This is a genomic window from Amycolatopsis sp. NPDC058278 (genome assembly GCF_042881395.1).
In the GTDB taxonomy this organism is placed as follows: Bacteria; Actinomycetota; Actinomycetes; order Mycobacteriales; family Pseudonocardiaceae; genus Amycolatopsis.
In genome coordinates this window covers 24,959-48,141 of the sequence record NZ_JBHVXZ010000025.1, presented here as the reverse complement: position 1 = coordinate 48,141, position 23,183 = coordinate 24,959, and the positions used below count along the sequence as shown (strand labels likewise).

General features: G+C 70.7%; 10 protein-coding genes. 3 read left to right on the top strand and 7 right to left on the bottom strand.

The annotated features are described in order from the left end of the window. Positions 1-23: 23 nt before the first annotated feature. On the bottom strand, positions 24-11,675 hold the full coding sequence (locus ACFVYA_RS15605) for a LamG-like jellyroll fold domain-containing protein (RefSeq protein ID WP_387045490.1): 11,652 nt from the start codon (positions 11,673-11,675) through the stop codon (positions 24-26). Positions 11,676-11,839: 164 nt separating this feature from the next. Between ACFVYA_RS15605 and ACFVYA_RS15600 the strand changes: the two genes are divergently transcribed. After that, positions 11,840-12,343 carry a hypothetical protein gene (locus tag ACFVYA_RS15600; RefSeq protein WP_387045488.1) on the top strand — a complete coding sequence of 168 codons (504 nt, stop codon included), beginning with the start codon at positions 11,840-11,842 and terminating at the stop codon, positions 12,341-12,343. 23 nt (positions 12,344-12,366) lie between these two features. On the opposite strand, the gene ACFVYA_RS15595 is transcribed toward ACFVYA_RS15600, so the two are convergent. Next, positions 12,367-13,650, bottom strand: coding sequence for a PucR family transcriptional regulator (locus ACFVYA_RS15595; RefSeq protein WP_387045487.1), 1,284 nt, complete (start codon positions 13,648-13,650; stop codon positions 12,367-12,369). Positions 13,651-13,957: 307 nt separating this feature from the next. Between ACFVYA_RS15595 and ACFVYA_RS15590 the strand changes: the two genes are divergently transcribed. Together ACFVYA_RS15590 and ACFVYA_RS15585 are read left to right on the top strand one after the other, a co-directional pair. Further along, complete coding sequence (locus tag ACFVYA_RS15590; protein ID WP_387045485.1) at positions 13,958-14,656, top strand: hypothetical protein; 699 nt, start codon at positions 13,958-13,960, stop codon at positions 14,654-14,656. After that, on the top strand, positions 14,653-15,015 hold the full coding sequence (locus ACFVYA_RS15585) for a GntR family transcriptional regulator (protein ID WP_387045484.1): 363 nt from the start codon (positions 14,653-14,655) through the stop codon (positions 15,013-15,015). Before ACFVYA_RS15590 ends, ACFVYA_RS15585 begins: the two co-directional genes overlap by 4 nt. 146 nt (positions 15,016-15,161) lie before the next feature. Here the strand turns inward: ACFVYA_RS15585 and ACFVYA_RS15580 are convergent, their stop codons facing one another. The 5 genes from ACFVYA_RS15580 to ACFVYA_RS15560 form a co-directional block, all read right to left on the bottom strand. Next, positions 15,162-15,947 (bottom strand): arginase family protein, encoded by a 786-nt coding sequence (locus ACFVYA_RS15580; protein WP_387045482.1) that lies wholly within the window; start codon positions 15,945-15,947, stop codon positions 15,162-15,164. 16 nt (positions 15,948-15,963) lie between these two features. Next, entirely contained in the window at positions 15,964-19,341 is a 3,378-nt protein-coding gene (locus ACFVYA_RS15575; RefSeq protein WP_387045480.1) for a pyruvate carboxylase, read from the bottom strand. Between the two features lie 113 nt (positions 19,342-19,454). Then, a complete protein-coding gene (locus tag ACFVYA_RS15570; RefSeq protein WP_387045478.1) occupies positions 19,455-19,673 on the bottom strand; it encodes a hypothetical protein in 219 nt (72 codons plus the stop codon). A 229-nt stretch (positions 19,674-19,902) separates the two neighbouring features. Continuing rightward, the gene (locus tag ACFVYA_RS15565; protein WP_387045578.1) at positions 19,903-20,787 is read right to left on the bottom strand and encodes a S8 family peptidase; all 885 of its coding nucleotides are present in this window, start codon (positions 20,785-20,787) and stop codon (positions 19,903-19,905) included. 43 nt (positions 20,788-20,830) lie between these two features. Next, positions 20,831-23,134 carry a caspase family protein gene (locus ACFVYA_RS15560; RefSeq protein ID WP_387045476.1) on the bottom strand — a complete coding sequence of 768 codons (2,304 nt, stop codon included), beginning with the start codon at positions 23,132-23,134 and terminating at the stop codon, positions 20,831-20,833. Positions 23,135-23,183 lie beyond the last annotated feature (49 nt).

The window sequence follows — 23,183 nt, the reverse complement described above, 5'->3', positions numbered from 1 at the left end:
CTGTTACGGCGACGTTGTCAGCCTCACTGCCTGAACAGCCACCTGAGCGCCCCACTGGTGTCGGTCGGGATGTCTTCGACGCCACCCTCCCTCAGTACTTGCGCACAGTAAGTCACACAACTCTGAGTTTCTACATGGTAGTTCGGGTACCTGTTGGCCTCACCAGCCCTCCACCGGTCCGTCATGGTGAGCTGCTTGTCGACGAACCACCAGGCTTTTTCACCCAAGGGCAGTACGACAGGAATGTTGTTCACGCCGGTGGCTGACAGGTCCGTCTCCGGATCGAACTCCTCGACCCCGTTCTTCCCCGGCAGTGTGTCGACACCGCCGAACTGATGCGTGTGCGAGACCTGCCCTTCGAACTCGATCGTGATCAGCGCATGCCCCTTGGGCTTGTCGAGGTGCACGATGGCCTTCGCGCCTCCGGGAGGAATGGACTCGGGCTTCAGGATGTCGTCCGCGTTGTTCAGCAGCTGTTCCAGGCCTTCGTCCATGTTGGCCGCCGCGCCGGCCACTTCGGCCTCGAACATCTCGCCGCCGCCGGCCACCCGGGCCATGGACTCGCCGGGCAGGAGCCCCAGCGCGGCCATGGTGCACTCGGTGAACGAGTGGCAGTTCTGCAGCCCGACGATGGTGTTGCCGATGTTGAACAGGTCCAGCGGCGACGGCGGCTTCGGCAGGTGCGGTCCGCCGGGCGAACCGATCAGGCCGAGGTCCGCGCCCGCCGTCAGCCCTCCGCTGGTGAGCGTCCCCAGGTCCTCCGGCTGGTACTGGGTCAGCTCGTCGGCCGGCAGCGCGAGCGCGGTGACGACGGAGATCAGCTGAGCGATCGACGCCGCGATCCCGGAACCGGAACCCAGGATGGGGTCGAACGGGTGCGGCTGCGGCTTCTTCGCGTAGTCGGTCGGCGTCGGCGGTGGTGGCGGCCGCGGCACGTACGGGCGGGCGCGGACGGTGGACGTCGCGTGTCCGCCGGCTCCGGCATGGATACCGGTGATGACGGGAAGAGGGAGGACGGGCACCTCCACGGTGGGGATGCCCGCGGTTCCTCCGCTCGCCCAGTCCGCGTTGCTGATGTCGGACACGACCTGCGCGGCCAAGCCGCCCCAGATCCCGGCGGCGGCTCCCCACCCCGCGCCCTGCCAGGCTCCGACGCCCGCGCCGCCCACGCAGCCGACCTCGATGGTGACGACGCAGCCGATCAGTGCCCCGCCGATGGCGCCGATCGCCCCGCCGACGATGCACCCCCAGCACGTGTGACCGGTCGGGTCGGTTCCGTTGACCGGGTTCCCGTTGGCGTAGGCGTACGGGTTGGCGTTGGCGCTGGACGGGTTGGGGCTGTTCGAAACCGTGTCACGGCTGCCGAACTGCCCGTTGCCGGGGTCGTACCAGCGAGCGCCCATGTTGACGCGGCCCGAGGTCCCGTCGGTGTAGCCGGATTGGTAGCCGAGGTCGAACTGGGTGCCCGCACGTGCGGTCGGGTTGCCGAACGGGTCGAACGTCGTCGAGCCCGCCAGCGCGGTTCCGCCGGGTGTGCTGCTGCCGACGAGGTCGTCGTGCCGGTCGGTGAGGGTGATCAGCGCGGTGCCGGCCTTGGCGGCGGCGTGCCCGCCGCCGTCGGCGTGGTGGCTGTACGTCGTGTCGCCTTCGGACGCGATGGCGGCGCCGAGGCCGCTGTAGGCGAATTTCGTGGTGCCGTGGGCGACGAGCCGGCCGAGGGCGTCGTAGCTGCTGTCTCCGGCGAGCTCCTGGTCGAACGCGTCGGACGGCAGGTCTGCGCGGGTGCCGCGGGCGGTGTAGCCGTAGGACCGCGTCCCGTCGTTCAGGAGCTGGTCACGGGCGTTGTAGGTCAACGTCCGGGAGCCGATCTTCGTGCGGTTGCCCGCGGCGTCGTAGTCGTAGGCCGTGCTCGCGGTTCCGTTGTCCCAAGTGGACAGGCGGCCCGCCTGGTCGTAGGTGTAGGCGTTCGCCGAGGAGCCGGCGAACCCGGTGGTGGTCTTGCCGGTCTCCCGATCGGCGAGGTCGTAGTCGTAGGTGATCGAGCCGGCCGGTGTCCCGGTGCTCGTCTTCCAGGTGTCGGTCTTGAGCCGGTGCAGGGCGTCGTAGGTGAAGGCCCGGGTGTTGTTCCCGGTCCCGTAGTCGATCCCGGCGAGCTGGTTCAGCTTCGTGTAGCTGTAGGTCCCCACGACCTGCGCGAGCGGGTCGGTCAAGGTCGCCGGGCGGCCGGCCTTGTCGTAGGTGTAGGCCGTGGTTCCGGCGGCGTCGGTGCGGCTGGTGGTGCGGCCGTCCGCGTCGTAGCCGAACGACGCCTTCCCGGACGGCCCGTCGGTGCCGGTGAGCAGCCCGCGGTCGTCGTAGGTGAAGGTGTTCGTGCCGCCGGGGGCAGACGCCGAGGTCAGCCGGCCGGCGGTGTCGTAGCCGAACTCCCGGTCGGGAGTGTCGACGCCGGCTCCGCTGCCGGTTTCCCGTTTCAGGTTGCCGACGACGTCGTAGGTCCGGGTCTGCCGGACCCCGCCGGGCCTCGTGACTTCCGCCGGGCGTCCCGCGGCGTCGTAGGCGGTGGTGTAGGTGCGGTCCGCGAGCGCCGGGAAGGTCGGCGTGCTGGGGTCGATCTGGGACTCAGGCAGGCCCCACGCGTTGTACGTGCTGATCCACGGATTGCCGTTGCCGTCGGTGTAGCGGGTCCGGTTGCCCGCCGCGTCGTACCCGTAGGTCGTGACGATGCTCGAGGTGGCCGACGCGTGCTCGAGCTGGCTGACGAGCCGGTTCGCCGCGTCGTAGCCGAACTCCGTGGTCACCCCGGTGGCGTCGGTCACCGAAGTGCGGTTGCCGACTGCGTCGTAGCCGGTGCTGCTGGTCCGCAGCACCGCGCCGGTGTTGTCGGACTCGCTGAGCGTGGTCAGGTTGCCCGCCGCGTCGTAGCCGCGGCTGACCTTGCTGCCGTCGGGCGCGACGGTCGCCGTCAGCCGGCCGTTGGCGTAGGTGTTGGTGGTCGTGTTGCCCGCGCCGTCGACCGCGGTCAGCTGCTCCCCCGCGTTGTCGAATGTGCCCTTCGTCAGCACCCCGGCGGGTGTGGTCACCGTGGCGAGATCGCCTTGCCCGTTGTAGCCGTAGGTCGTCGTGTACGCCGCGCCGGTCTGCCGGACGACCTGGGTGCTCGTCAGCTTCCGGCCCAGGTAGTCGTAGGTGAGCTGGTTCTGTGCCCCCGTCGGGTCGGTGGCCGCGGTGAGCTCGCCGTCGGCGTTGTAGGCGTAGGTCCACTCCCCGCCCGCCGGGTCGGTCCGCTTCACCGGCTTCCCGAGCTGGTCGTACGCGAACCCGGTCTGGTTGCCGAGCGGATCGGTCACCGTCGCGGGCAGGCCCAGCGGGTTGTAGGTGGTCACCGTGACCGCGTGCACCGGCGCCGTGGCTCCCGGCGCGGTGTAGGACTGCCGCGCGACCGAAGCCGGGCGGCCTGCCGCGTCGTACCCGGTCGTCGTGATGTTCCCGGTCGGATCCTGGGTCTCGGTCACTTCGCCGAAGGTGTCGTAGCCGGTCACCGTCCGCGGCCGCGTCGGCGTCGCGGCTCCCCCCGCGACCTCGGTGTTGACCGTCGGGCCCAGGATCGACGCGAGCCGGCCGGCTTCGTCGTTCTCGTAAGTGGTGGTGTACGCGGCTTTCGAAGCACCCGGCGCGTTGCCACGGGCGTCGGTCATGGACGTCGTGAGGCCGCGCTGGTCGACGGTCCAGGTGGTGGTCTGCGTCGAGGTCGGGTGCAAGAGGTTCCCGCCCGCGTACAACGTGCCGATCTGGTCCGCGGTGAGGACCTGCTGGAACACCTTCACGCCCGAGACGCGGCCGTCGAGCAGTTCCGAACGGGTCTTGGCGCTCATCCCCGCACCGATGACGATGTTGCCTTCGTACGAGGTGGTCGCCGTGTACGGGACCGAACCCGCGAGCTGTCCGTTCACGTAGAGGCTCAGGCGGTGCGTGTTCGCGTCGTAGCCACCGGAGAGGTGGGTCCAGATACCGGCCACCGGGGTGGTCGAGGACATCGCACTGGTGAGTGCCGCTCCGGCGGTGTCCGAAGCCGGGGCGGTGAGGGCCCACTTCTTGGCCGTCGCGTCGTACCGCAGAGCGAAGGGAGACAGAGTGGCCCCGTCTTGGGAGACGACGGTCTGCGACTTCGCCGTCGTGTCCAGCTTCGCCCAGGCAGCCACGGAATAACTCTTCGTGTGGCCGAACCCGGTGAGCGATGAGGTCCGGAGGAACCCCGAGGATCCGTCGAACTGCGCGGCGCCCCCGTGTTCGCCGGACCAGCTGACCTCGCCGCTGGGCGCAGCCGTCACCCCGCCGACGGAAGGTGCCGCCGCACCGGCGGAACCATCGGTGAGGCTCCAGTACCCGGCCAAGCCGCGCTGACCCGGTCCGGCACCGGGATAACGGTTCGTGAGGTCCTTGATTTCACTGTCGCTCAGCGCTCGGGAGTAGGCCCGGACGTTGTTCATCTTGCCGTTGGTGAAGCCGGTCGCCTGGCCGTTGGCAAAGCCACGCCCGATGAGGAAGGCCCCCGTGGCGGCGAACGGCGTGGTGTCGGTGACGGTCGACTGGAGCTGACCGTCCACGTAGAGCGAAGCTTTGCCGGTCGCGCGATCGTAAACGCCGACCAGGTGCGTCCAGGAGTCGTTCGCAGACGACAGAAGGGGTCCCTGCGCCGAAACAACCTGTGCGTTCGCAGTATCGGTCAGAGCTCTCGTGAACGCCCACTTGCCGGTCGATCCCTGGTACTCGAGAGCGAACCCGGGCTGCTGGACGCCTTGCTGGGCGACGAGAGTCTGCGAGCGAGCGCCGAACTCGTCCGGTCGTGCCCACACCGACACCGTGAACGAGCCGGTGGTGTCGACCACGGGCCCGGCGGTGCTCGCTTGTCCGGTGACACCGTCGAACCGGACGGAGCCCTTGTTGTCGAATGCGCTCGAGTACGGATCCGTCGCCCTCCAGGACACGCCACCGGACAACGTCGCGGGGTTGTTGAACCCGAGCTGCGCGGAGCGGCTCGTGAACAGCGTCGCACCCGACGGGCCGGTGACGACCAGTTCACCACGTGCGGTCAGGGAAGCCTTGGAACCGGGGTTGCCACCGCTTTGGGTGTGCCACAACACGGATTTGAAGGTGGGATCGCTGTAGATGACGATGTTGCCGTCACTCTGGAGGACGAGCACGGCGGTCGTGCTCTTGCCGCCGGTCCCGGAACTCCAGATCGGAACGTTGTCGCTGTTGCGGTAGAGCACGAGGTTGCCGTCGTTCTGCCAGGCGAGGCGGGCCGCCTGCCCGTTCCAGACCTTGCTCGTCGCCGCGGGATACCGGGTGTCGTCGAGCGTCAGCGGGGTCGCCGGGCCGGCGGTCACCCCGGCGGAACCGTCCGCCGCGGTCGTCGTCGTGCCGTCGGCGAGGTCCCACTGCGCGAGCAACGCGGCGTCCGCCGCCTGCGCGGGCAGCGCCTGCTGGACCGTCTCGCTCGTCTTGCGGCCGAGCGGGTCGTAGGTGTAGCTGATATTCGTGCCGTTGACCGAAGGCGACTGCTCGTCCGTGGACGAGATGGCGGCCGGGCGGTCGTCCGGGTCGTAGGTCACCTTGGTGACCGAGTTGCGCGGCTGCGGGACCGGGACGGTACCGATCTTGGCGGAGTCGTACTGCGTCGTGGCCGTGGTGACCCGGTTGGCCGCGTCGAACTGGTACCGGGTGAACAGGCCTTGGCTGTAAGCCAGGAAGCCGGGCACGCAGTTGTTGCGGCACACCGTGTTGTTGTTCCCGGCCAGGTCGTACTGGTAGGCGGCTTCGGTGAATCCCGTCTTGCCGGTCACCGGGTCGGGGTGGGACTTCGACTGCAGCTTGCCGTCGTCGTAGTACCGGTAGTTCGTGACCCGCCCCATGGCGTCCGTGGTGGACGCGAGCCGGCCCGCCGGATCGTAGGCGAGGGACTGGGTGACCAGGTCGCGGGTGGAGCCGTCGGCGGCCCGGTACCCGCGCAGCGTCGTCGTCGCGAGGTGGCCGTCCGCCAGGTACTCGTAGGCGGTGGTGGTCCCCGCCGGATCCGTGAGCGATGTGCGGTGGCCGAGAACGTCGTAGGTGTACGTCGTCACGGCACCGGCCGGATCGGTCGTCGACACGACCCGGTTCGAGTCGTCGTAGCCGGTTTTCGTCGTCCGGGCCGCGTCGCCGCCGGTCGTGTCGGCCACGACCTGCTGGACGATGTTGCCGTCCCGGTCGTAGCTCGTGGTCGTCTTGGCGGTGTGCACCGCGCCGGTGACCCGGTCGGTGACTCCGGGCGCGGTCACGGTCGCCTGGCGGCCGGCCGCGTCGTAGGACATGGCGGTGACGAGGCCCGCCGCGTAGCTGTCACCGGTCTGCTTGGAGGTCAGTGCCCGGCCGAGACCGTCGTAGGTGAAGCTCGTCACGAGTCCCGCCGCGTCCGTGACACTGGCGAGATCCCCGTTCGCGAAGTAGCGGTAGTTCGTGGTCGCGCCACCCGGTGTGGTCGTCTTCGCCGGGAGCGCGGGCGGCGCGGCCGGGCCGTCGACGCTCGGAAACGCCGACGTCCCGTCGGTGTAGACGGTGCTCGTGACGCGACCGGCGGGAGCACCGTCGACCGCGGGTCCGGCCGTCGAGAGCAGGTTTCCGTTGACGTCGTACGAGTAGCGGGTCGCGTAGCGGGCGTCGATGGCGTCGGCCGACCGCCCGTCCCGGAAGCTGGTCACCACGTCGTTGCGCGGATCAGGCCGCAGGGACGTCGAGGTGCCGTCCGGGAAGTAGGTGTAGTAGGCGGTCGAGCACTTCGAGGTCCGGAAGTCCTGGCACGTCGTCCGGGAAACCTCGTTCCCGCGGACGTCGTGGCCGGTGATCACCTGAACCCCGTTGGGGTCGGTGACGGTGTGGAGGAATCCCCCGGTGTCGTAGCCGTAGGAAGTCGTGTGGTTCAGCACGTCGCTCGAGCTGACGAGCCGGCCGCCGTTGTACGGATCGTAGGTGTAGTTCTGCGGGTTCCCGGCCGGATCCTCGATTCCGACGCTGAGCGTCGGCGAGGCGTGGGACAGCGAGTTGCCGTACGCCTTGATGTGGTGGACGACGTCGTCGGGACTCAGCTCGTGCTGGTAGATGGCGACTTCGGCGATGCTGCCGGTGAAGTAACTGGGGTGTCCGGCCGTGCCGGTCCCCTGCTGCGGCGCGGCCGGCCACTGGTTCCCGATGAACCCGGCACCGACGTAGACCGAGCTGATGTTCGCCAAACCCCAGTTCCAGTTGTTCAGCGTGCCGACCTGGGTACCGTCGAGGTAGAAGGTCTGGAGTGCGCCGTCGTTCGCCAGGACGACGTGGTGCCACTTCCCGTCGGTGACGGTGGATTTGCTTTGCAGCGGGGCGATGTTGCCCCATCCGTCTTCGGCACCGAACTGGCCGTGGAGCTTGTTGTCGGTCCCGACGTAGAGGGCCGGGGAGTAGTCGATGTGGTCGGCGTTGGGGGTTCCCGTGATCGGATTCGCGGAGTAGGAGAACAGCACTCCGCTGGTCTTCGTGGAGAACCAGAGCTCGATCGCGACTGGCCCGGCATAGGGAATGACCGGTGTGAACCCGGCAATCGAGTTCGGGTCCCGGTCCGCCGGCAGCTGGACGTAGCTGCTGGTGCCGTTGAACGACGCGGCGGTGCTGTCGTTCCGCCCGAACGGTCCCTCGACCCCGAGGGTGACGCCCGAGTAGGTCCCCGTCTGGGTGTCCGTCTCACCGGCGGCCGTCGTGCCCGCGCTGTCACCGAGCCGCCAGTACCCGTACGGCGCCGCGCCCAACACGGTGGACCGGTAGATCTCCGAAGTCCCCGACACCGTCGGGCCGCCCACGTGCCACGTCCCGGCGTTCTGGTCGGTGAGCTCGACGAGCCGGTCCGCCCGCGTGTCGTAGCGGGCGGAAGCCGCGGTCTTGCCCGAGGGGAGCGTCGTTCCGGTCAGCAGGGCCGCGGGATTGGCGGCACCGTCGTACTGGGACGCGATCTGGATGGCCGACAGCGGCTTCGGGTAGATCGCCACGTCGGCGATCGAGCCGCGGAAGTGGGACCACGTGGTGGTGCTGGGAGCCGCGGGCCAGCCATTCGTGTTGAACACACCCGCACCGACGATCGTGTACGGGTCGACGTTGAAGATCGTGCCGGATTCCGTGCCGATCGGCTTGCCGTCGAGGTAGAGCGCTTGGGCGCCGGCCGAACCGGTGAGCGTGACCTGGTGCCACTTGCCGTCGTTGACCGGGGCGGCCGAGGCCATGCCGGCCACCGTGTTGTCCCAGAAGTGGCCGTGCAGCTTGTTGTCCGTGCCGATGTAGAGCACCGGCATGGCACCGCTGTTCGGGTTCGCGGTGTTCGCCGGGTCGTGCCCGGTGGCCAGCAGCATCTGCGCGGTCCCGGACGCGGCCGTGGAGAACCACAGCTGGACGGTCAGGAACGCCACGCCCTTGATCTGGTCCTGGGGCAGCTGGACGAAGGACTGGGTGCCGTCGAACTCCGCGGCGGTCGCGGTGGGATTGGGCCCCGGTTTGCCGAACGCGACGCTCACCCGCCGCGCGGTGTCTTCGCCTTCGTTCTGGAGCACCTCGCTCGCGGCCTGCTCCGCGCCGGGCTGGTCGGTCAACCGCCAGAACGCCGAGGGCTCGGCGTCGAGGACGACGGACTTGTCGTGGGCGCCCGCCTGGTAGGTGTACCCGGTGCACTCCGGCCCGGGGCGGCACGCCGAACTCAGCTGGTCGGCGGTGTACTGGTAGGTGGCGCTGACGGCCGAAGCCGGGTTCCCGGCGACGACGGGATCCGTGGCCACGGTGCTGACGTGGGCCGCCCGCGCACCGGCCGGGGTCGTCCAGGTGAGGTGGAGCGCGCGGTGCGAGGTCGTGTTGGTCACGGTCGCGAGCCGACCACCGGCGTAGGCGAACAGTTCCTGGTGCCCGGCCCGGTCGGTGATCGACGCGATGGGGAACGCGGCCGCGCCTGCCGGCCCCGCGAACACGTAGGTGGTGCCGAGCTTGTCGACCAGCGTGTACCCCGTGGTACCGATCGGCGTGAGGGTGGCGTACCGGCCTTGGGGCGCGGTGAACGTGCCGTCGGCGTTGCGGCCGAACCGGACGGCCTGCCCGTTCGGGTAGGTGACCACCACGTTGCCGGTTCCGTCCGCGTCCGGGAGCGCCTGCATGTCGAACACCGACCACCACCCGGCGCCGAACGCTCCGGGCGTCCGCGGGTCGAGGCTGTTGTAGGTGCGTTCCACCCCGAGCTTCAACCCCGCCCCGGGAACGGTCAGGTCGGTCGCGGCCGTGGTGTAGTTGCCGATCTCCGGGTCGAATCCGCGTTGATCGGAGTTCTGCGCGAGGTGGGAAGTGACGACCGGCTGCCCGACGACGGTGGTGAACCACGAGGGAGCGCTGGGGTAGCTCGCCTGGATGCCGTCGTAGGCCTCCGCTATCCAGTAGTAGCTCTCGTTGTAGGCGAGCTTGCCCGCAGGCACCGTCCACGCGCTGACGCCGGCGGGCAGCCAACCGGACGCGGTGCAGCCGTCGGGCCACTTCGCGGTGGCCGGGCAGACCCAGAACCCGTAGGTCAGCGGATCCTTGTAGTTGTCCGGGTCGTGGCCGGTCGCGCTGAAGGTCGGGGTGAGCGTGCCCTCGGTTACGTTGGACGGCGGCGACTGGCGATCGATCTGCGGGGCGATGTCGGCGGGCGTGTAGTCGAACGTTTCGGTCGGGGCGAACCAGCTGCTGAAGGAAGAGCCGTCCGGCGCCACCATGTCCAGCACCACGCGCAACGGGGTGCCCGCGGGCTGGTGGGCGATCGTGATCGGAACGGTCACCGACTGCTGCGGAGCGACAGTTCCCGGCACGGCCGCGGTGCCCTGGGCGAGGACAGCCCCGGTGTCGGCGTTCGTCTGCGTGTAGCGCAGCTTGTAGCCGTTGCCCGACGTCCACGCGGCATTACCCCAGTTCTGGACCGGGGCCTGCAGCACACCATCGGTCAACGCGGTGGGCGTGGTGCTCCAGGAGAGGTTGCCCGGCCACTTGACGCCGTACGGGCTGAAGTCGATCGACAGGTACGGCTTGTTGGCCGATGTGCTGGACGCCAGCTGCTTCCAGCTGGCCGCCGAGTGGACGTCGGCACTGAGGCTCAGTCCGTAGACCCCGCCGCCGTGCGCCCACGAGTCGAACGCCGACGGGTCGAGACCGATCGTGGCCCAGTTGAAGCTGCCCGTTTTCCCGCCGAAGCACTTCGGGGAGCTGGCGAAGGACTTCGACCCGAGGACGGCACCGTAAAGCGGGCTGTCGGCGTTGACCAGGTCCGGGTACCACTGCTTGAGGATCGACCAGACCTTCACCTCCTGCGGGGTGCAGGACTGGTCGAAGGCGTCGTAGACGGAAAGCCACGCGCCCCGGATGAAGTCGTTGGCGAACGTGCCGGCGAAGTTGTCGAACTTGAGCGCGGCTCCCGCGGCGTGGCCACCGCGGTCGTACGACCCCACGTTCAGGAGCGGGGATGCCGAGTGGTTGGTCCAGTCGGTGTTGATGACGTAGGTGGACGCGGTGCTCGTGAGCGTCGTCGGGTCGACGACGACGGGGAACTTGCGCGTGGGATCGTGCAGCCACTGCGCGTCCAGGTCGACCTGGAGGGCAGGGCCGCCGTTGACGGTGGTCAGGTGGTAGGTGACTCCGCTGGACCAGGCACCTTCGTTCGACCGCGGGTCGACGGCGGAGTCCACCATCGATCCGTGGGGGATGCGCACGCGCTCCGCACCCGACTGATCGGCGAAGATCACGTCACCCGACCCGGCGACCGACGGCGTGAGCCCTTGCACGGTGAGGGGAAACACCCACGACGTCGGTGCCGCCGGCGATCGCAGCACCAGGGATTCCTTGATGCCCGACTCCACGGTCTGCAGTTGCACGTCGGAATCGGGCCGCACCAGCTGGTAGGTCGCGGTGTCGCCGGAGACCTGCGGCACTGCGGGAGCCGCCCCGGCCACGCCGAACGAAACCCGCTGCCCGGTGCTCACGGCCAGCGAGCCGAGTGCGGCATCGGCCGCGTTCGGGGCCAGCTGGGCGTCTTGTGAGTCGGCTTTCTTGGTCCAGCGCCCGTTTCCGGCTCGCGTCAGCGTGTTGTCGATCGGCGCCCAGCGGTGGTCCGGGCGGAAGTACTGGACGCGGCCGGCCGAGATCTTCGCCGTGCTGGTGCGGTCGGGATTGTCGTAGACGAGGGTGTGCTCGTCCCCCGCGTTCGCCCGCAGGGAGCTGCGGGCGGCGTCGAAACTGCTTTCGCCCTCGCCCGGCGGCGTGGACGTACCCGCGGCGGTCATCGCCGCGGTGTTCGAGGAGAGCCGCGGCGCGGCTTCCCGCTGGTGTGCGGTGGCGGCTTGAAGCTGGTGCGGCGCGACCCCGGGCGCGTGTCCCTGGCCACCGTCGGGTGCCTTGGTGTCCGCGGCCGACGCCGCGTGCCCTCGTCCCGCGGCCGAGCCGGCGAGCTGGCCGGGTGTGGCGATGTCCCCGGCGGTCAGGGTGGCCGAGTACCGCCAGGTGGCCTCGGTCGCCTGCGCGGCCGACTGCCCGAACCCGACAAGCACGGCGAGCGTGAAGGCGACAACGGGAACACAGCGCTTGGCGATCCGCCCAGGGCGCACCAGCATGACCACTCCCCCTCGTGGCTCCGGCGATCAAACCGACCGTAAATACAGCACAGTCCAAACCGGGCAGTCAATCGACAGAAAGCAGCAAACTTTGTTTTTTGTCACCATCGAACAATTTTCACAGCCAGCCCCGAGCGTCTCGCGACACCGCTAAGCTGCGTTACATGCCCACAGCGCTCACCGCTCCACCACGAAGAAGGCGCCGAATAGTCCTCGGTGCTGCATTCGGCGTAATCGCATTGGGAATTCTGGCCGCGCCATTTTTCCTCGGCTCGAAACCGGACCATCCGGACGTATCATCCCATTTCAAGGCATGCCTGCTGACCTCGGCGAACAGCATCGACGCCGACCCGGTCTGGCGCGGTGTCCAGGCCTCGACCGGCACCGGCTCGATCAACGCACAGAAGCTCGTCGTCCCGACCGACGCCACCGAGGAAGCCGGCCCTTACTTCGCCAGCCTCGTTGCCTCACAATGTCGGCTCATTGTCGCCGACGGGACGACCTTTTCCGCCGACCTCCTGGCCGTCGCATCCATGAATCCGGCAACCAAGTTCGTCAGCGTCGGAACACCGGTAACCCTGCCCAACGTTCGCAACATTACTTATCCGTTGACCGAACCGAGCCGGATAACCGAAGAAGTACTGGCAGCTCAACGCGCGACCGGCTGAACCGAAACGGCCCGACGGACCGCTCAGCTGGACGTCCACTGTGGACGTGACCCGCCCGACCGCGGCGCCGGCAGCAGCTCGCTCACCGGGTACCGCAGTGGCATCGGCGCCGCCCCCGCGCGCAACGCCAGCTCCATCTCGAAGCGCGCCGCCGGATCCTTCAAGCTCTCGCCGAACGTCGCCTGCAGCTGACGCATGCGGTAGCGGACCGTCTGCGGGTGGACGCCCAGGCGCTCCGCGATCTCCACCACGTTGCCCTGGCTGTCCAGCCACGCCCGCAGTGTCTCCAGGAGCCGTTCCTGCTGCTTGCCCGTCATCTCCGCCAGCGGCGCGAACAGCCGGTGGCGCAGCGTGCCGACCAAGCCCGTGTCGGAGTTGACCAGCAGCGTCGCCAGGTGCTCCTCCGCGCGCAGCACCGGGCGCGCCGGCAGGACGCCGCGCTCGGTCAGCTGCAGGGCATTGCGGGCCCAGCGCAGGGAATCCGCCACCGAAGCGAGCGGGACGCAGGGGCCGATCGCCAAGCGGCAGTCCGGCAGCGCCACCTGCAGCGCCGCCAAGCGGGCGCTGCTCAGCTCACCCGGGACGACCAGCTTCGGGTCCGGTGTGTCGAGTTCGGCGAGGACGTCCGCGTCCAGCCCGGCGTGCCGGCGGGCCGGGGCGACGCCACTGGCCGGGCAGATCGCCACCGGGGTCGCGTCGGACGGCACCGGCCAGCCGATCAGCTGGGCCAGTTCCGCAATCGCTTTCGGGGACGCGGGCGGCGTCTCGAGGATCAGGTGGAGCAGCTTGCGGCGCCAGGTGTCCAGCGCGCCCGCCGTGCGCGCCTTCGCCTCGAGGTAGCCGTCGAGCGCGACGGAGGCGAGCTCGTCCATGAACGCCAGCATCGCGTCGGCCAGCTGGGACATCACCGCCGACGAAAGGCCGCTGCGCCGTCCGACGCGCATGATGCGCCGCCACGACACCCGCGCGCCGACGCGGTAGGCCGACTGCAGCGTGTCGAGGCTGCGGCCTTCGCGCATTTCGTTCTGCCCCAGCCGGTGGTGCACCTCGTGGGACTGTTCCTTCGACACCGTGGGGTCGGCGATCTGCGCGACGAACAGCGTGATCGCGTATTCGACGCCGGCCCGGATCGACTTGCCGTAGGGCCCGTCGAGCGGGCGCGCGTAGGCCGGGATGGTCGCCCGGATCTCTTCGACGATTTCGGCGGCGAGGCTGGCCAGCTCGGGGCGCAGGATGTCGGCGAGCTTGCGCGGTAGAGCGGCGGGCGGGGGCGGCGCAGCGTGATCGAATCCGCGCTCCACCGACATCGTAGCTCCTTCGCTCCGCCCCGGACTCCGGTCGCGGGCACCTCGCGGCCGGGCACCCGCGCCTGTTGCCCGGATGACAACCGACACATCGAAAAACTAACGCCAAACGTGTCACACCCGTGAAGGAAAACCGATTTCTTGTCATCATGGTGACAATTTCACGCGGATCGGCTGCGATGAGCTGACAAGTGTCCCGCCGACTGCCCGTGGACGTGCGTACGAACGGACGAACCTCCAACGACCGGCCCGCGCTGCGGTTACGCCGACATCTTGTATCGTGTGGTTGATACAAGCGAGAGGAGCGACGATGCTGCAGCTCGACAACCTGTTCTGGGTCGCGGCCATCATGGGCCTGTTCGGCCTGGCGATCCTGATCGTGCTCTGGCCGGGCGAGAAGCACGGAAAGCGCTTGCTCACCCGCTGGGGCGTCGCCGAGCCCGACGCCGGGGAGGTCGCGCTGGCCGTCCGGTACCTCAAGCGGCGCCGGCTCTGGTACCCGTGGCTGTTCCTCGCGATCCCGCCGCTGCTCGACGACACGACGACGGGCTCGATCCTCGCCACGCTGCTGCTGGGTGGCCTGATCGCCGAGCTGCTGGCGCAGCGGCCGTCCCGCGGTCCGCGGCGCGAAGCCGATCTGGCCCCGCGGACGCTGCTGGGGATCGTCCCGGCGTGGGTCCTGGTGCTGGGCGGGCTGGCGGCCGCGGGATCGCTGCTGCACCTGGGCCTGACGGCGCAGTGGAAGCTGCTGGCGGTGGCCGCGGGCACGGCACTGGTCAGCGCGGCGATCACGCTGCTGGCGGTGCGCCGCCCGGCGATCGGCGCCCCGCGCGCCGACCTGGCGCTGCGCTGCCGCAGCGCGCGCGTGGCGGTCGGCCTGGGCATCGGCGCCTGCACGGCGGTCGGCTGGCCCGCGGGCGACCTCGTCTCGTTCCTGGCGGTCGCGGCCGGCCTGGCGGCCTTCCTGGCGGTGACGGCCCCGGTGAAACGCCTGCCGGCGGCGGCGTGAAGATCGTCGTCGACACTGAGAACGGCGTGGCACCGTGGCGGCAGGTGCACGACCAGGTGATCCGGGCGGCGACGACGGGGGTGCTACCGGAGGGGACCAGGCTGCCGCCGATCCGCCAGCTGGCGCGCGATCTGGGGCTGGCGTCGGGGACGGTGGCCCGGGCCTACCGCGAGCTGGAGGCGGCGGGCTGGGTGGCGACGGCGGGGGCCCGCGGCACGGTGGTGACGGTCCCGTCGGGCCGCCCGGACCGCGAGGCTCTGCTGGCCGCGGCCGCGGCCGAGTTCGCGGCCCAAGCGCGGGACTTGGGCGCGGACGAGGAGGCCGCGGTGAAAGCGGTCCTGGCCGCCTGGCCGAGCTGAACCACACCCACCAGCCACGCCACCACAACCAGCCAACCGAGCCGCGCCCGCAACTCGCGCGGGCGCCTGGCCGAGCTGAACCACACCCACCAGCCACGCCACCACAACCGGCCGGCCGAGCCGCGCGCGAACGCGAGACCGCTTGCTCAGCCCCCGAGCAGCCGCCCCACCGCCGCCACCACCGGCTCCAGGACCTCCACCTCGCGCGGCGTGCCCACGCACTCCGTGATCCCCGCGCCCACCACCTCGAACCGGGCCAGCGCGTCCAGCTCCGACACCAGCCGGGCGATCGTCCAGCCGTCGGGCTCCGGGTAGTTCAGCCCCGCGAACTCGGCCGGGTCCAGCACGTCCAGGTCCACGTGCACGTACAGCTTCTCCACGCCCGTCAAGGCGGCCACGGAAGTCACCGCCAGGCCGCGCGAAACCGCCGCCTCTTCCTCCGGGTCGAACACGCGCGTCCCGGCCAGCGCCACGCTGCCGGGCTCCAGCGCCGGTGCCGCCGCGAACTCCGGGTCGCCCTCGCCGAACAGCGACCGCAGCACCATCCCGTGGAACGCCCCCGACGGCGACGACTCCGCCGTGTTCAGGTCCGGGTGGGCGTCGAACCACGCGACGCCCAGGCCGGGCCCGTGCCGGAAGCGGGCCACGCCGATCGGCACCAGCTCGACACCGCAGTCGCCGCCGATGGTCAGGACCGGGCCGCCCGGTGCTTCCAGGGCCGCGAGCTGGGCCGCGCGGTTCGCGCCGGTCAGCACCGCACGGGACGCGATGCCGGCGTCCACTTCGGACACCGCACGCGTCTGCCGGACGTGGTGGACGGGCCGGCCGAGCAGGTGCCCGGCCAGCTCCGCCAGCGCCACACAACCATCCGGAAGCTCCGCCGCGCGCGGTCCCACCGCGCCCTGCCGCTGCGGTACCGCGTTGATCAGCATCCGCCGAGCGTATCGCTCACTCGAGGACCAGCAGAAGGTCACCGCCTTCGACCTGCTGCACCGCGGTGATCGCCCGCCTGGCCACCTTGCCGCCGGCCGACGCCGTGATCGAGGCCTCCATCTTCATCGCCTCGATCGTCGCGACCGTCGCCCCGGCTTCGACCGTGTCGCCCTCGGCGACCTGCAGCGTGACCACGCCCGCGAACGGCGCCGCGATCTGCTTCGGGTTGCCCTTTTCGGCCTTCTCCGTCGCCGGGATGTCCGAGGCGATCGAGCGGTCGCGGATCTGGATCGGCCGCAGCTGGCCGTTCAGCGTCGACATCACCGTGCGCACGCCGCGCTCGTCGGCCTCGCCGATCGCCTCCAGCTCGATGAGCAGCCGCACGCCCGGCTCGAGGTCCACCGGGTACTCCTCCCCCGGCCGCAGCCCGTAGAAGAAGTCCTTGCTCGGCAGCACCGACGTGTCGCCGTAGGCCTCGCGGTGCGCCTCGAACTCCTTCGTCGGCCCGGGGAACAGCAGCCGGTTGAGCGTCCGGCGGGGGTGCTCGGAAAGCGCCGTACGGTCCTCTTCGGACAGTTCGACGACCGGCTTCGCGGCGGCCCGGCCCTCCAGGGCCTTGGTGCGGAACGGCTCCGGCCAGCCGCCCGGCGGGTCGCCGAGCTCGCCGCGCAGGAAGCCGATCACCGAGTCGGGGATGTCGAACTTGTTCGGCTCCGCCTCGAAGTCGGCCGGCGAGACACCCGCGCCGACCAGGTGCAGCGCGAGGTCGCCGACGACCTTGGACGACGGCGTCACCTTCACCAGGTGGCCGAGGATCTTGTCGGCGGCCGCATACATGGCCTCGATGTCCTCGAACCGGTCGCCCAGGCCCAGCGCGATGGCCTGCGTGCGCAGGTTCGACAGCTGGCCGCCGGGGATCTCGTGGTCGTAGACGCGCCCGGTCGGCGACGCGAGCCCGGCTTCGAAGGGCGCGTAGATCTTGCGCACGCTCTCCCAGTAGGGCTCCAGGTTCCCGATCGCCCGCAGGTCGAGGCCGGTGGTGCGGGCGGAGTGGTCGGTGGCCGCCACGATCGACGACAGCGACGGCTGCGACGTCGTGCCCGCCATCGACGAGACCGCGCCGTCGACGGCGTCCGCGCCCGCGTTGATCGCCGCGAGGTAGGTGGCCAGCTGGCCACCCGCGGTGTCGTGGGTGTGGATGTGCACCGGCAGGTCGAACTCCTTGCGCAGCGCGGTGACCAGCTTGGTCGCCGCGGGCGCGCGCAGCAGCCCGGCCATGTCCTTGATCGCCAGGACGTGCGCCCCGGCGCCGACGATCTGCTCGGCCAGCTTGAGGTAGTAGTCGAGCGTGTAGAGCTTCTCGCCCGGGTCGGACAGGTCCGAGGTGTAGCAGAGCGCCACCTCGGCGACGGCGGACCCGGTCTCGCGCACGGCTTCGATGGCCGGGCGCATCTGCTCGACGTCGTTGAGCGCGTCGAAGATCCGGAAGATGTCGATGCCGGTCTTCGTGGCCTCGGCGACGAAGGCGTTGGTCACCTCGGTGGGGTACGGCGTGTACCCGACGGTGTTGCGCCCGCGCAGCAGCATCTGGAGGCAGATGTTCGGCACGGCTTCGCGCAGCGCGGCCAGCCGCTCCCACGGGTCCTCGGCAAGGAACCGCAACGCCACGTCGTAGGTCGCGCCGCCCCAGCACTCCAGCGACAGCAGTTCGGGGAGCGTGTTCGCGACCACCGGCGCCACCGCGAGGAGGTCCTTCGTGCGGACGCGGGTGGCGAGCAGCGACTGGTGCGCGTCGCGGAACGTCGTGTCGGTGACGCCGATGTGCGGCGAGTTCCGCAGCCACTCCGCGAACCCGGCCGGGCCCAGCTCGGCGAGCTTCTGCTTCGAGCCCGGCGCCGGCTGGGCGTCCTTCGGCAGCTTCGGCAGCTTGAGCGTGGCGTCCGGGGTCTTCGGGCGCTCGCCGTGCGGCTTGTTGACCGTCTGGTCGGCGAGGTAGGTCAGCAGCTTCGTGCCGCGGTCGGCCGAGGTCCGCGCGGTGAGCAGGTGCGGGCGCTCCTCGATGAACGACGTCGTGACGCGGCCGGCGCGGAAGTCCGGGTCGTCGAGGACGGCCTGCAGGAACGGGATGTTCGTGGCGACCCCGCGGATCCGGAACTCGGCGACCGCGCGACGCGCGCGGCCGACGGCAGTCTTGAAGTCGCGGCCGCGGCAGGTGAGCTTGACCAGCAGCGAGTCGAAGTGGGCGCTGATCTCGGTGCCGGAGAAGGCGGTGCCGCCGTCGAGCCGGATGCCGGAGCCGCCCGGCGAGCGGTAGGCGGAGATCATCCCGGTGTCCGGGCGGAAGCCGTTGGCCGGGTCTTCGGTGGTGATGCGGCACTGGAGGGCGGCGCCGCGCAGGTAGATCTTGTCCTGGGACAGGCCGAGGTCGTCGAGGGTCTCGCCGGAGGCGATCCGCAGCTGCGACTGCACGAGGTCGACGTCGGTGACCTCTTCGGTGACCGTGTGCTCGACCTGGATGCGCGGGTTCATCTCGATGAAGACGTGCTTGCCCTGCTTGTCGAGCAGGAACTCGACGGTGCCGGCGTTGCGGTAGCCGATCTGCCGGGCGAACTTGACCGCGTCCGCGCAGATACGCATCCGCAGCTCCGGGTCGAGGTTGGGCGCCGGGGCGAGCTCGACGACCTTCTGGTGGCGCCGCTGCACCGAGCAGTCGCGCTCGTAGAGATGGATGACGTTGCCGTCACCGTCGGCGAGGATCTGTACCTCGATGTGCCGCGGCTCGACGACGGCCTTCTCGAGGAAGACGGTCGGATCGCCGAAGGCGGACTCGGCCTCGCGCGCGGCGGCCTCGATGGACTCGCGCAGCAGGGCGGGGTCCTCGACCCGGCGCATGCCGCGCCCGCCACCGCCGGCGACGGCCTTGACGAAGACGGGGAAGCCGAGATCGTCGGCCGCCGCGACCAGGGCGTCGATGTCACTGGAGGGCTCGGACGACCCGAGCACGGGCACACCGGCCTCGCGCGCGGCCTTGACCGCGCGAGCCTTGTTACCGGTGAGTTCGAGAATGTCGGCGCTCGGCCCGACGAAGGTGATCCCCGCCTCCTCGCACGCGCGCGCGAGATCGGGGTTCTCCGAAAGGAAGCCGTAGCCGGGGTAGACGGCATCGGCCCCGGCCTTCTTCGCGGCGGCGACGATCTCGTCGACCGAGAGGTAGGCGCGCACGGGGTGACCGGGTTCGCCGATCTCGTACGCCTCGTCGGCCTTCAGGCGGTGCAGCGAGTTGCGGTCTTCGTGCGGAAACACGGCAACCGTGCCGGCACCGAGTTCGTAGCCGGCGCGGAACGCCCGGATCGCGATCTCCCCGCGGTTGGCCACCAGAACCTTGCGGAACATGCCCGGTCCTTCCCTCCTGGATCGGTAAGTCAACGCACGTTACCCGGTTCTTCCCGCTCTGCGGGAGTTCAGTCCCGGGTGATGGACATCATGCGGACCGGGAGGTTCGCTGGTCAGCCTTGGTGGCAGTCCTCGACGACACCTCGGCGCGTGGTGAGCCGGATGCGGTTCGGGCGGTGGTCCAAGGTGGCCGCCGGGTGCCGGTCGAGGTCGAAGACCTGCACTTGGAAGCCGTCGCGCTCGCACCGCTGCCGGGCGTCCTCGGTTTTCCGGCCGATCAGTTCGGCCAGGTCGAACGAGGGCGACCGGTGTTCGAACGGGAAGCCGGGCATGGCGCACCTCCTCCGGAACCAGCTTCCCGGAGCCGGGCCTCGGCCGCCAGACGGCGCGTGGCGCAACCGCTCAGCCGTAGCCGCTGCACCCCGACGGCCCCAGCGCAGCGCCCACCCTCCCGGGGGTCCGTCCCGTCTCCAGCCTACCGACCCCGGCCGACACACAAACCCGAAAAACCGCAGATCAGGCCCGCTGCCCACATCCCCGCCGCATTGTGGACAACCGACCTCAGCCACCCGGCGGCGCATACAGCAGCCGGTTGGCCGTGCCGTCCGGAACTCCCTTGAGCACGTCCGGCGTCGCCGCGCGGATCACGGCCTCGTCCACCTGGGCCGGGGTGTCGCCGGGGTGCTGGGCGCGGTACAGCGCCGCCACGCCGGCCGCGAACGCCGCCGCCATCGACGTGCCCGACTCCGGGCCCGCGCCCGTGCCGCCCGCGATCGGGGACGGGATGTCGGTGCCCGGGGCGTACAGGTCGACGTCCTGGCCCGAGTTCGACGTCTTGTCCGGGCGGTCCTGGGCGTCGGACGCCCCGACCGTCAGCGCCTCCGGCACCCGGCCCGGCGAGAAGCCGCTCGCGTCGGCCGTCTCGCTGCCCGCGGGCACGGCGATCGGCACCACCGTCGCCAGCCGCTTGACCGCGGCGTCGAGCTGGTCGTTCGGCACCCCGCCGATGCCGAGGACGGCGACCGCGGGCTGCTGGGCGTTCTGCGCGACCCAGTCGATGCCCGCGATGATCTGGTCGGTCGCGCCGCCGCCGTCTTTGTCGAGCACCCGCACCGGCACGATCTGCGCGCCCTTCGCGACGCCGTGGTCCTTGCCCGCGGCGATGCCGGCCAGGCGGGTGCCGTGGCCGTTGAGGTCGGACGTGTCGGACCCGCCGCCGAGGAAGTCCCGCCCGGGCGCGACCCGGCCCTGGAACTCGGGGTGCTTCGCGTCGACGCCGCTGTCGATCACGTAGATCGTGACGTCCGACGCGTCGCTCGCGTAGTGGTAGGCGTGGTCGAGACCGGTCCGCTGGTCGATCCGGTCCAGCCCCCAGCTGGGCGGATCGGGCTGCACCCCGCCGCTCGAGACCTGCCCGGCGAGCACGGCCACGGCCGCGAGAAGCATCCTCATGATCGTCGTGGTACCCCTGCGGTACCCGGACGACAACTCAGGACTGTCGCCCGTTCGGCTGATTCCGGGCCCGGACGGTCAGGACGACGGTGTCGGCGGCCAGCAGCACGAGGGCCCCCACGGCGATCAGCTGCCCGCCCAGCGCCAGGGAACTCGCCTCCACGACGGAGGCGAACGTCGGTGCCAGCACGCCGAGCAGCCCGGCGGTCCCCGTGGCCAGCACCGCGCAGCCGACCGGGCTCGGGCGAAGCGCCATGGCGACGACCGGCACGGACACGGCCAGCAGAGCGCCGAGCAGGAAGTAGGCGGTCGCCCGGCCGGCGTCACTGGCGTCGTAGGTGTTCAGGTCGACGAGCTGGACGATCCAGCCGATCGCGGCCGTCGCGCCGAGCCCGATCGCCGCCCACGCCGGCCGGCCGCGCACCGGCCCGGCGCCCAGTGCGACCGCGGGGTTCCGCCGGAGCGCCGCGAGCGCGCTCGCCCCCGCGACCACCCAGGCGATGTGGGCGAGCAGTTCGAAGGTGTAGCCGGTTTTCAGCTCGGCGTCCCCGGTCTGGGAGAGCGCGATCGCCTCGCCGAGGAAGCGCAGCAGCCCGAAGAGCGCGGCGAGGCCGGTTCCGAACAGCAGTGCGGGACCGGTCGACGTCCTCGTCCGCGGCGTCAGCGTCAGGATTCCGGCGACCAGGGCGCACGCGGCCACGATCAGGACGGCGGACTCCATGCCGGGCCGGTACTGGGTCAAGGAATAGTCGTAGCGGTAGTTCAGCGGCAGCCCGGCCACCGCGAACACCGCGCCGGCGATCGCGACGACCCCGGCGAACCCGCCGGCCGGATCCATCGCCCCGGCCGGTTCCGTGGCCGGCCGGGCGGCGGGTACCGGAGCAGCCGCCGCAGGCTGCGCTTCCGCCGCGACGGCCGGCTCGGGCCCGGAATCCGCCGCGGGCCGCCCGGTCTGCTCGGCGGCCACCGAGCCAGGCGCAGCCGCCGCTGCGGGCTCCGGCACAGCTCCCACTGCGGGCTCGGGCCCGGCCGCCGGTTCCGGCTTGGCTTCCGCAACCACCGCTTCCGGCTCCGGCTCGCGCTCCGCAGTGCCCTCCGGCTCGGGTTCCACGACCGGCAGGGCCTCGATCTCCACCGCCACGACGACCTCCCCGGTCGGCCCGCTCACCACCACCTTCCCCTGCCGCGTCCCGGACTGCCCCGCCGTCACCGACAGCTCCGTCCCACCCGGCACCTCCGCCACCGCGATCCAGGGATGCGAAGCCTCGAATCGCACCTCCCGCGCCACCGGTGGCCCCAGCACCCGGAGCCCAGCCGAGGCTCGCAATCCCGCCGGAGCCGTCAACCGCACCGACGGCACGTCCACCCGCACCACCGCGAACGACAACGCGTCCGAAGCCGCCGCCGCCACGTGCTCGATGTCCGTCGAAACCATCACCCGGAGCGCCTCGAACGCCCCCATCGCCACCGGCAGGTTCGAGCTCGACAAGCGGCGCCGCAGCTCCGCCACCGCGCCCAGCCTGGTGAACGGGTTCTCCGCCCCGATCGCCGCCGCCAGATCGGGCGGGACCGGGGACGGCTTGATGCGCCGCCGCCTGCTCTTCGCCAGGTACAGCTCGCCCTGCATCTCGATGTCGCGGCTCGGCGTCTGCTTCGGGTTGCGCTCGCGGACCTGGTCGAACAAGTACTCGTACAGCTCGCCCAGGGCGATCCAGCCGTCCTCGTCGCGGTCCGCCTCGCCCGTGCGCAGCCCCTCGACCAGCGCCGAGGTGAACACCGACGGCTCGGCCGGCTCGTCCGAGGCCAGCGTCGCGCCCTCGAACGCGTACTCGATCGAGTTCGACGCCGTGATGACCGCCCGCCCCCGGCCGCCGCGGAAGCTGTCGAGCACGTTCGCGTCGCCCGAAGCCCGGACCGCCACCCCCTGCCCGTACGCGCCGCCGTAGCAGCAGTCCAGCAGCAGGACGATGCTGCGCGAGCGGCTCTGCCGGATGCACTGCTGCACGAACTGCGCCGGCACCGCCGTCGACCGCAGGCGGTCGGGGCGGGTGTTGCGGGCCGCGAAGTACAGGCCGCCCGCGTCGTCCTTCAGCCCGTGGCACGAGAAGTGCAGCAGCAGGACGTCGTCGGGTTTGCCCTCGAGACAGAGGTCCTCGATCTCCGCCTGCACCACGTGCGCGGTCTCGTTCCGCACGACGCAGACCTCGAAGTCGCTGATCGCCCGGTCGGCGAGCACCCCGGCCAGGGCGTCGGCGTCCGCCGCGGGCGAGCCCAGCCGCTGCAGCCCCGCGTTGTCGTACTCGCCGTTGGCGACGATCAGCGCCCGCCTGCGCCCGGCCATACCGGTAGGAAACGCCCATTCCCACCGCTACGGCAATCAGCCGAACGGG

Bases quoted from the DNA above. Each gene is read 5' to 3' on its own strand.
- ACFVYA_RS15575 (WP_387045480.1), bottom strand. From the start codon at position 19,341: ATGTTCCGCAAGGTTCTGGTGGCCAACCGCGGGGAGATCGCGATCCGG.
- ACFVYA_RS15570 (WP_387045478.1), bottom strand. From the start codon at position 19,673: ATGCCCGGCTTCCCGTTCGAACACCGGTCGCCCTCGTTCGACCTGGCC.
- ACFVYA_RS15580 (WP_387045482.1), bottom strand. From the start codon at position 15,947: ATGCTGATCAACGCGGTACCGCAGCGGCAGGGCGCGGTGGGACCGCGC.
- ACFVYA_RS15590 (WP_387045485.1), top strand. From the start codon at position 13,958: ATGCTGCAGCTCGACAACCTGTTCTGGGTCGCGGCCATCATGGGCCTG.
- ACFVYA_RS15605 (WP_387045490.1), bottom strand. From the start codon at position 11,675: ATGCTGGTGCGCCCTGGGCGGATCGCCAAGCGCTGTGTTCCCGTTGTC.
- ACFVYA_RS15560 (WP_387045476.1), bottom strand. From the start codon at position 23,134: ATGGCCGGGCGCAGGCGGGCGCTGATCGTCGCCAACGGCGAGTACGAC.
- ACFVYA_RS15600 (WP_387045488.1), top strand. From the start codon at position 11,840: ATGCCCACAGCGCTCACCGCTCCACCACGAAGAAGGCGCCGAATAGTC.
- ACFVYA_RS15565 (WP_387045578.1), bottom strand. From the start codon at position 20,787: ATGCTTCTCGCGGCCGTGGCCGTGCTCGCCGGGCAGGTCTCGAGCGGC.
- ACFVYA_RS15595 (WP_387045487.1), bottom strand. From the start codon at position 13,650: ATGTCGGTGGAGCGCGGATTCGATCACGCTGCGCCGCCCCCGCCCGCC.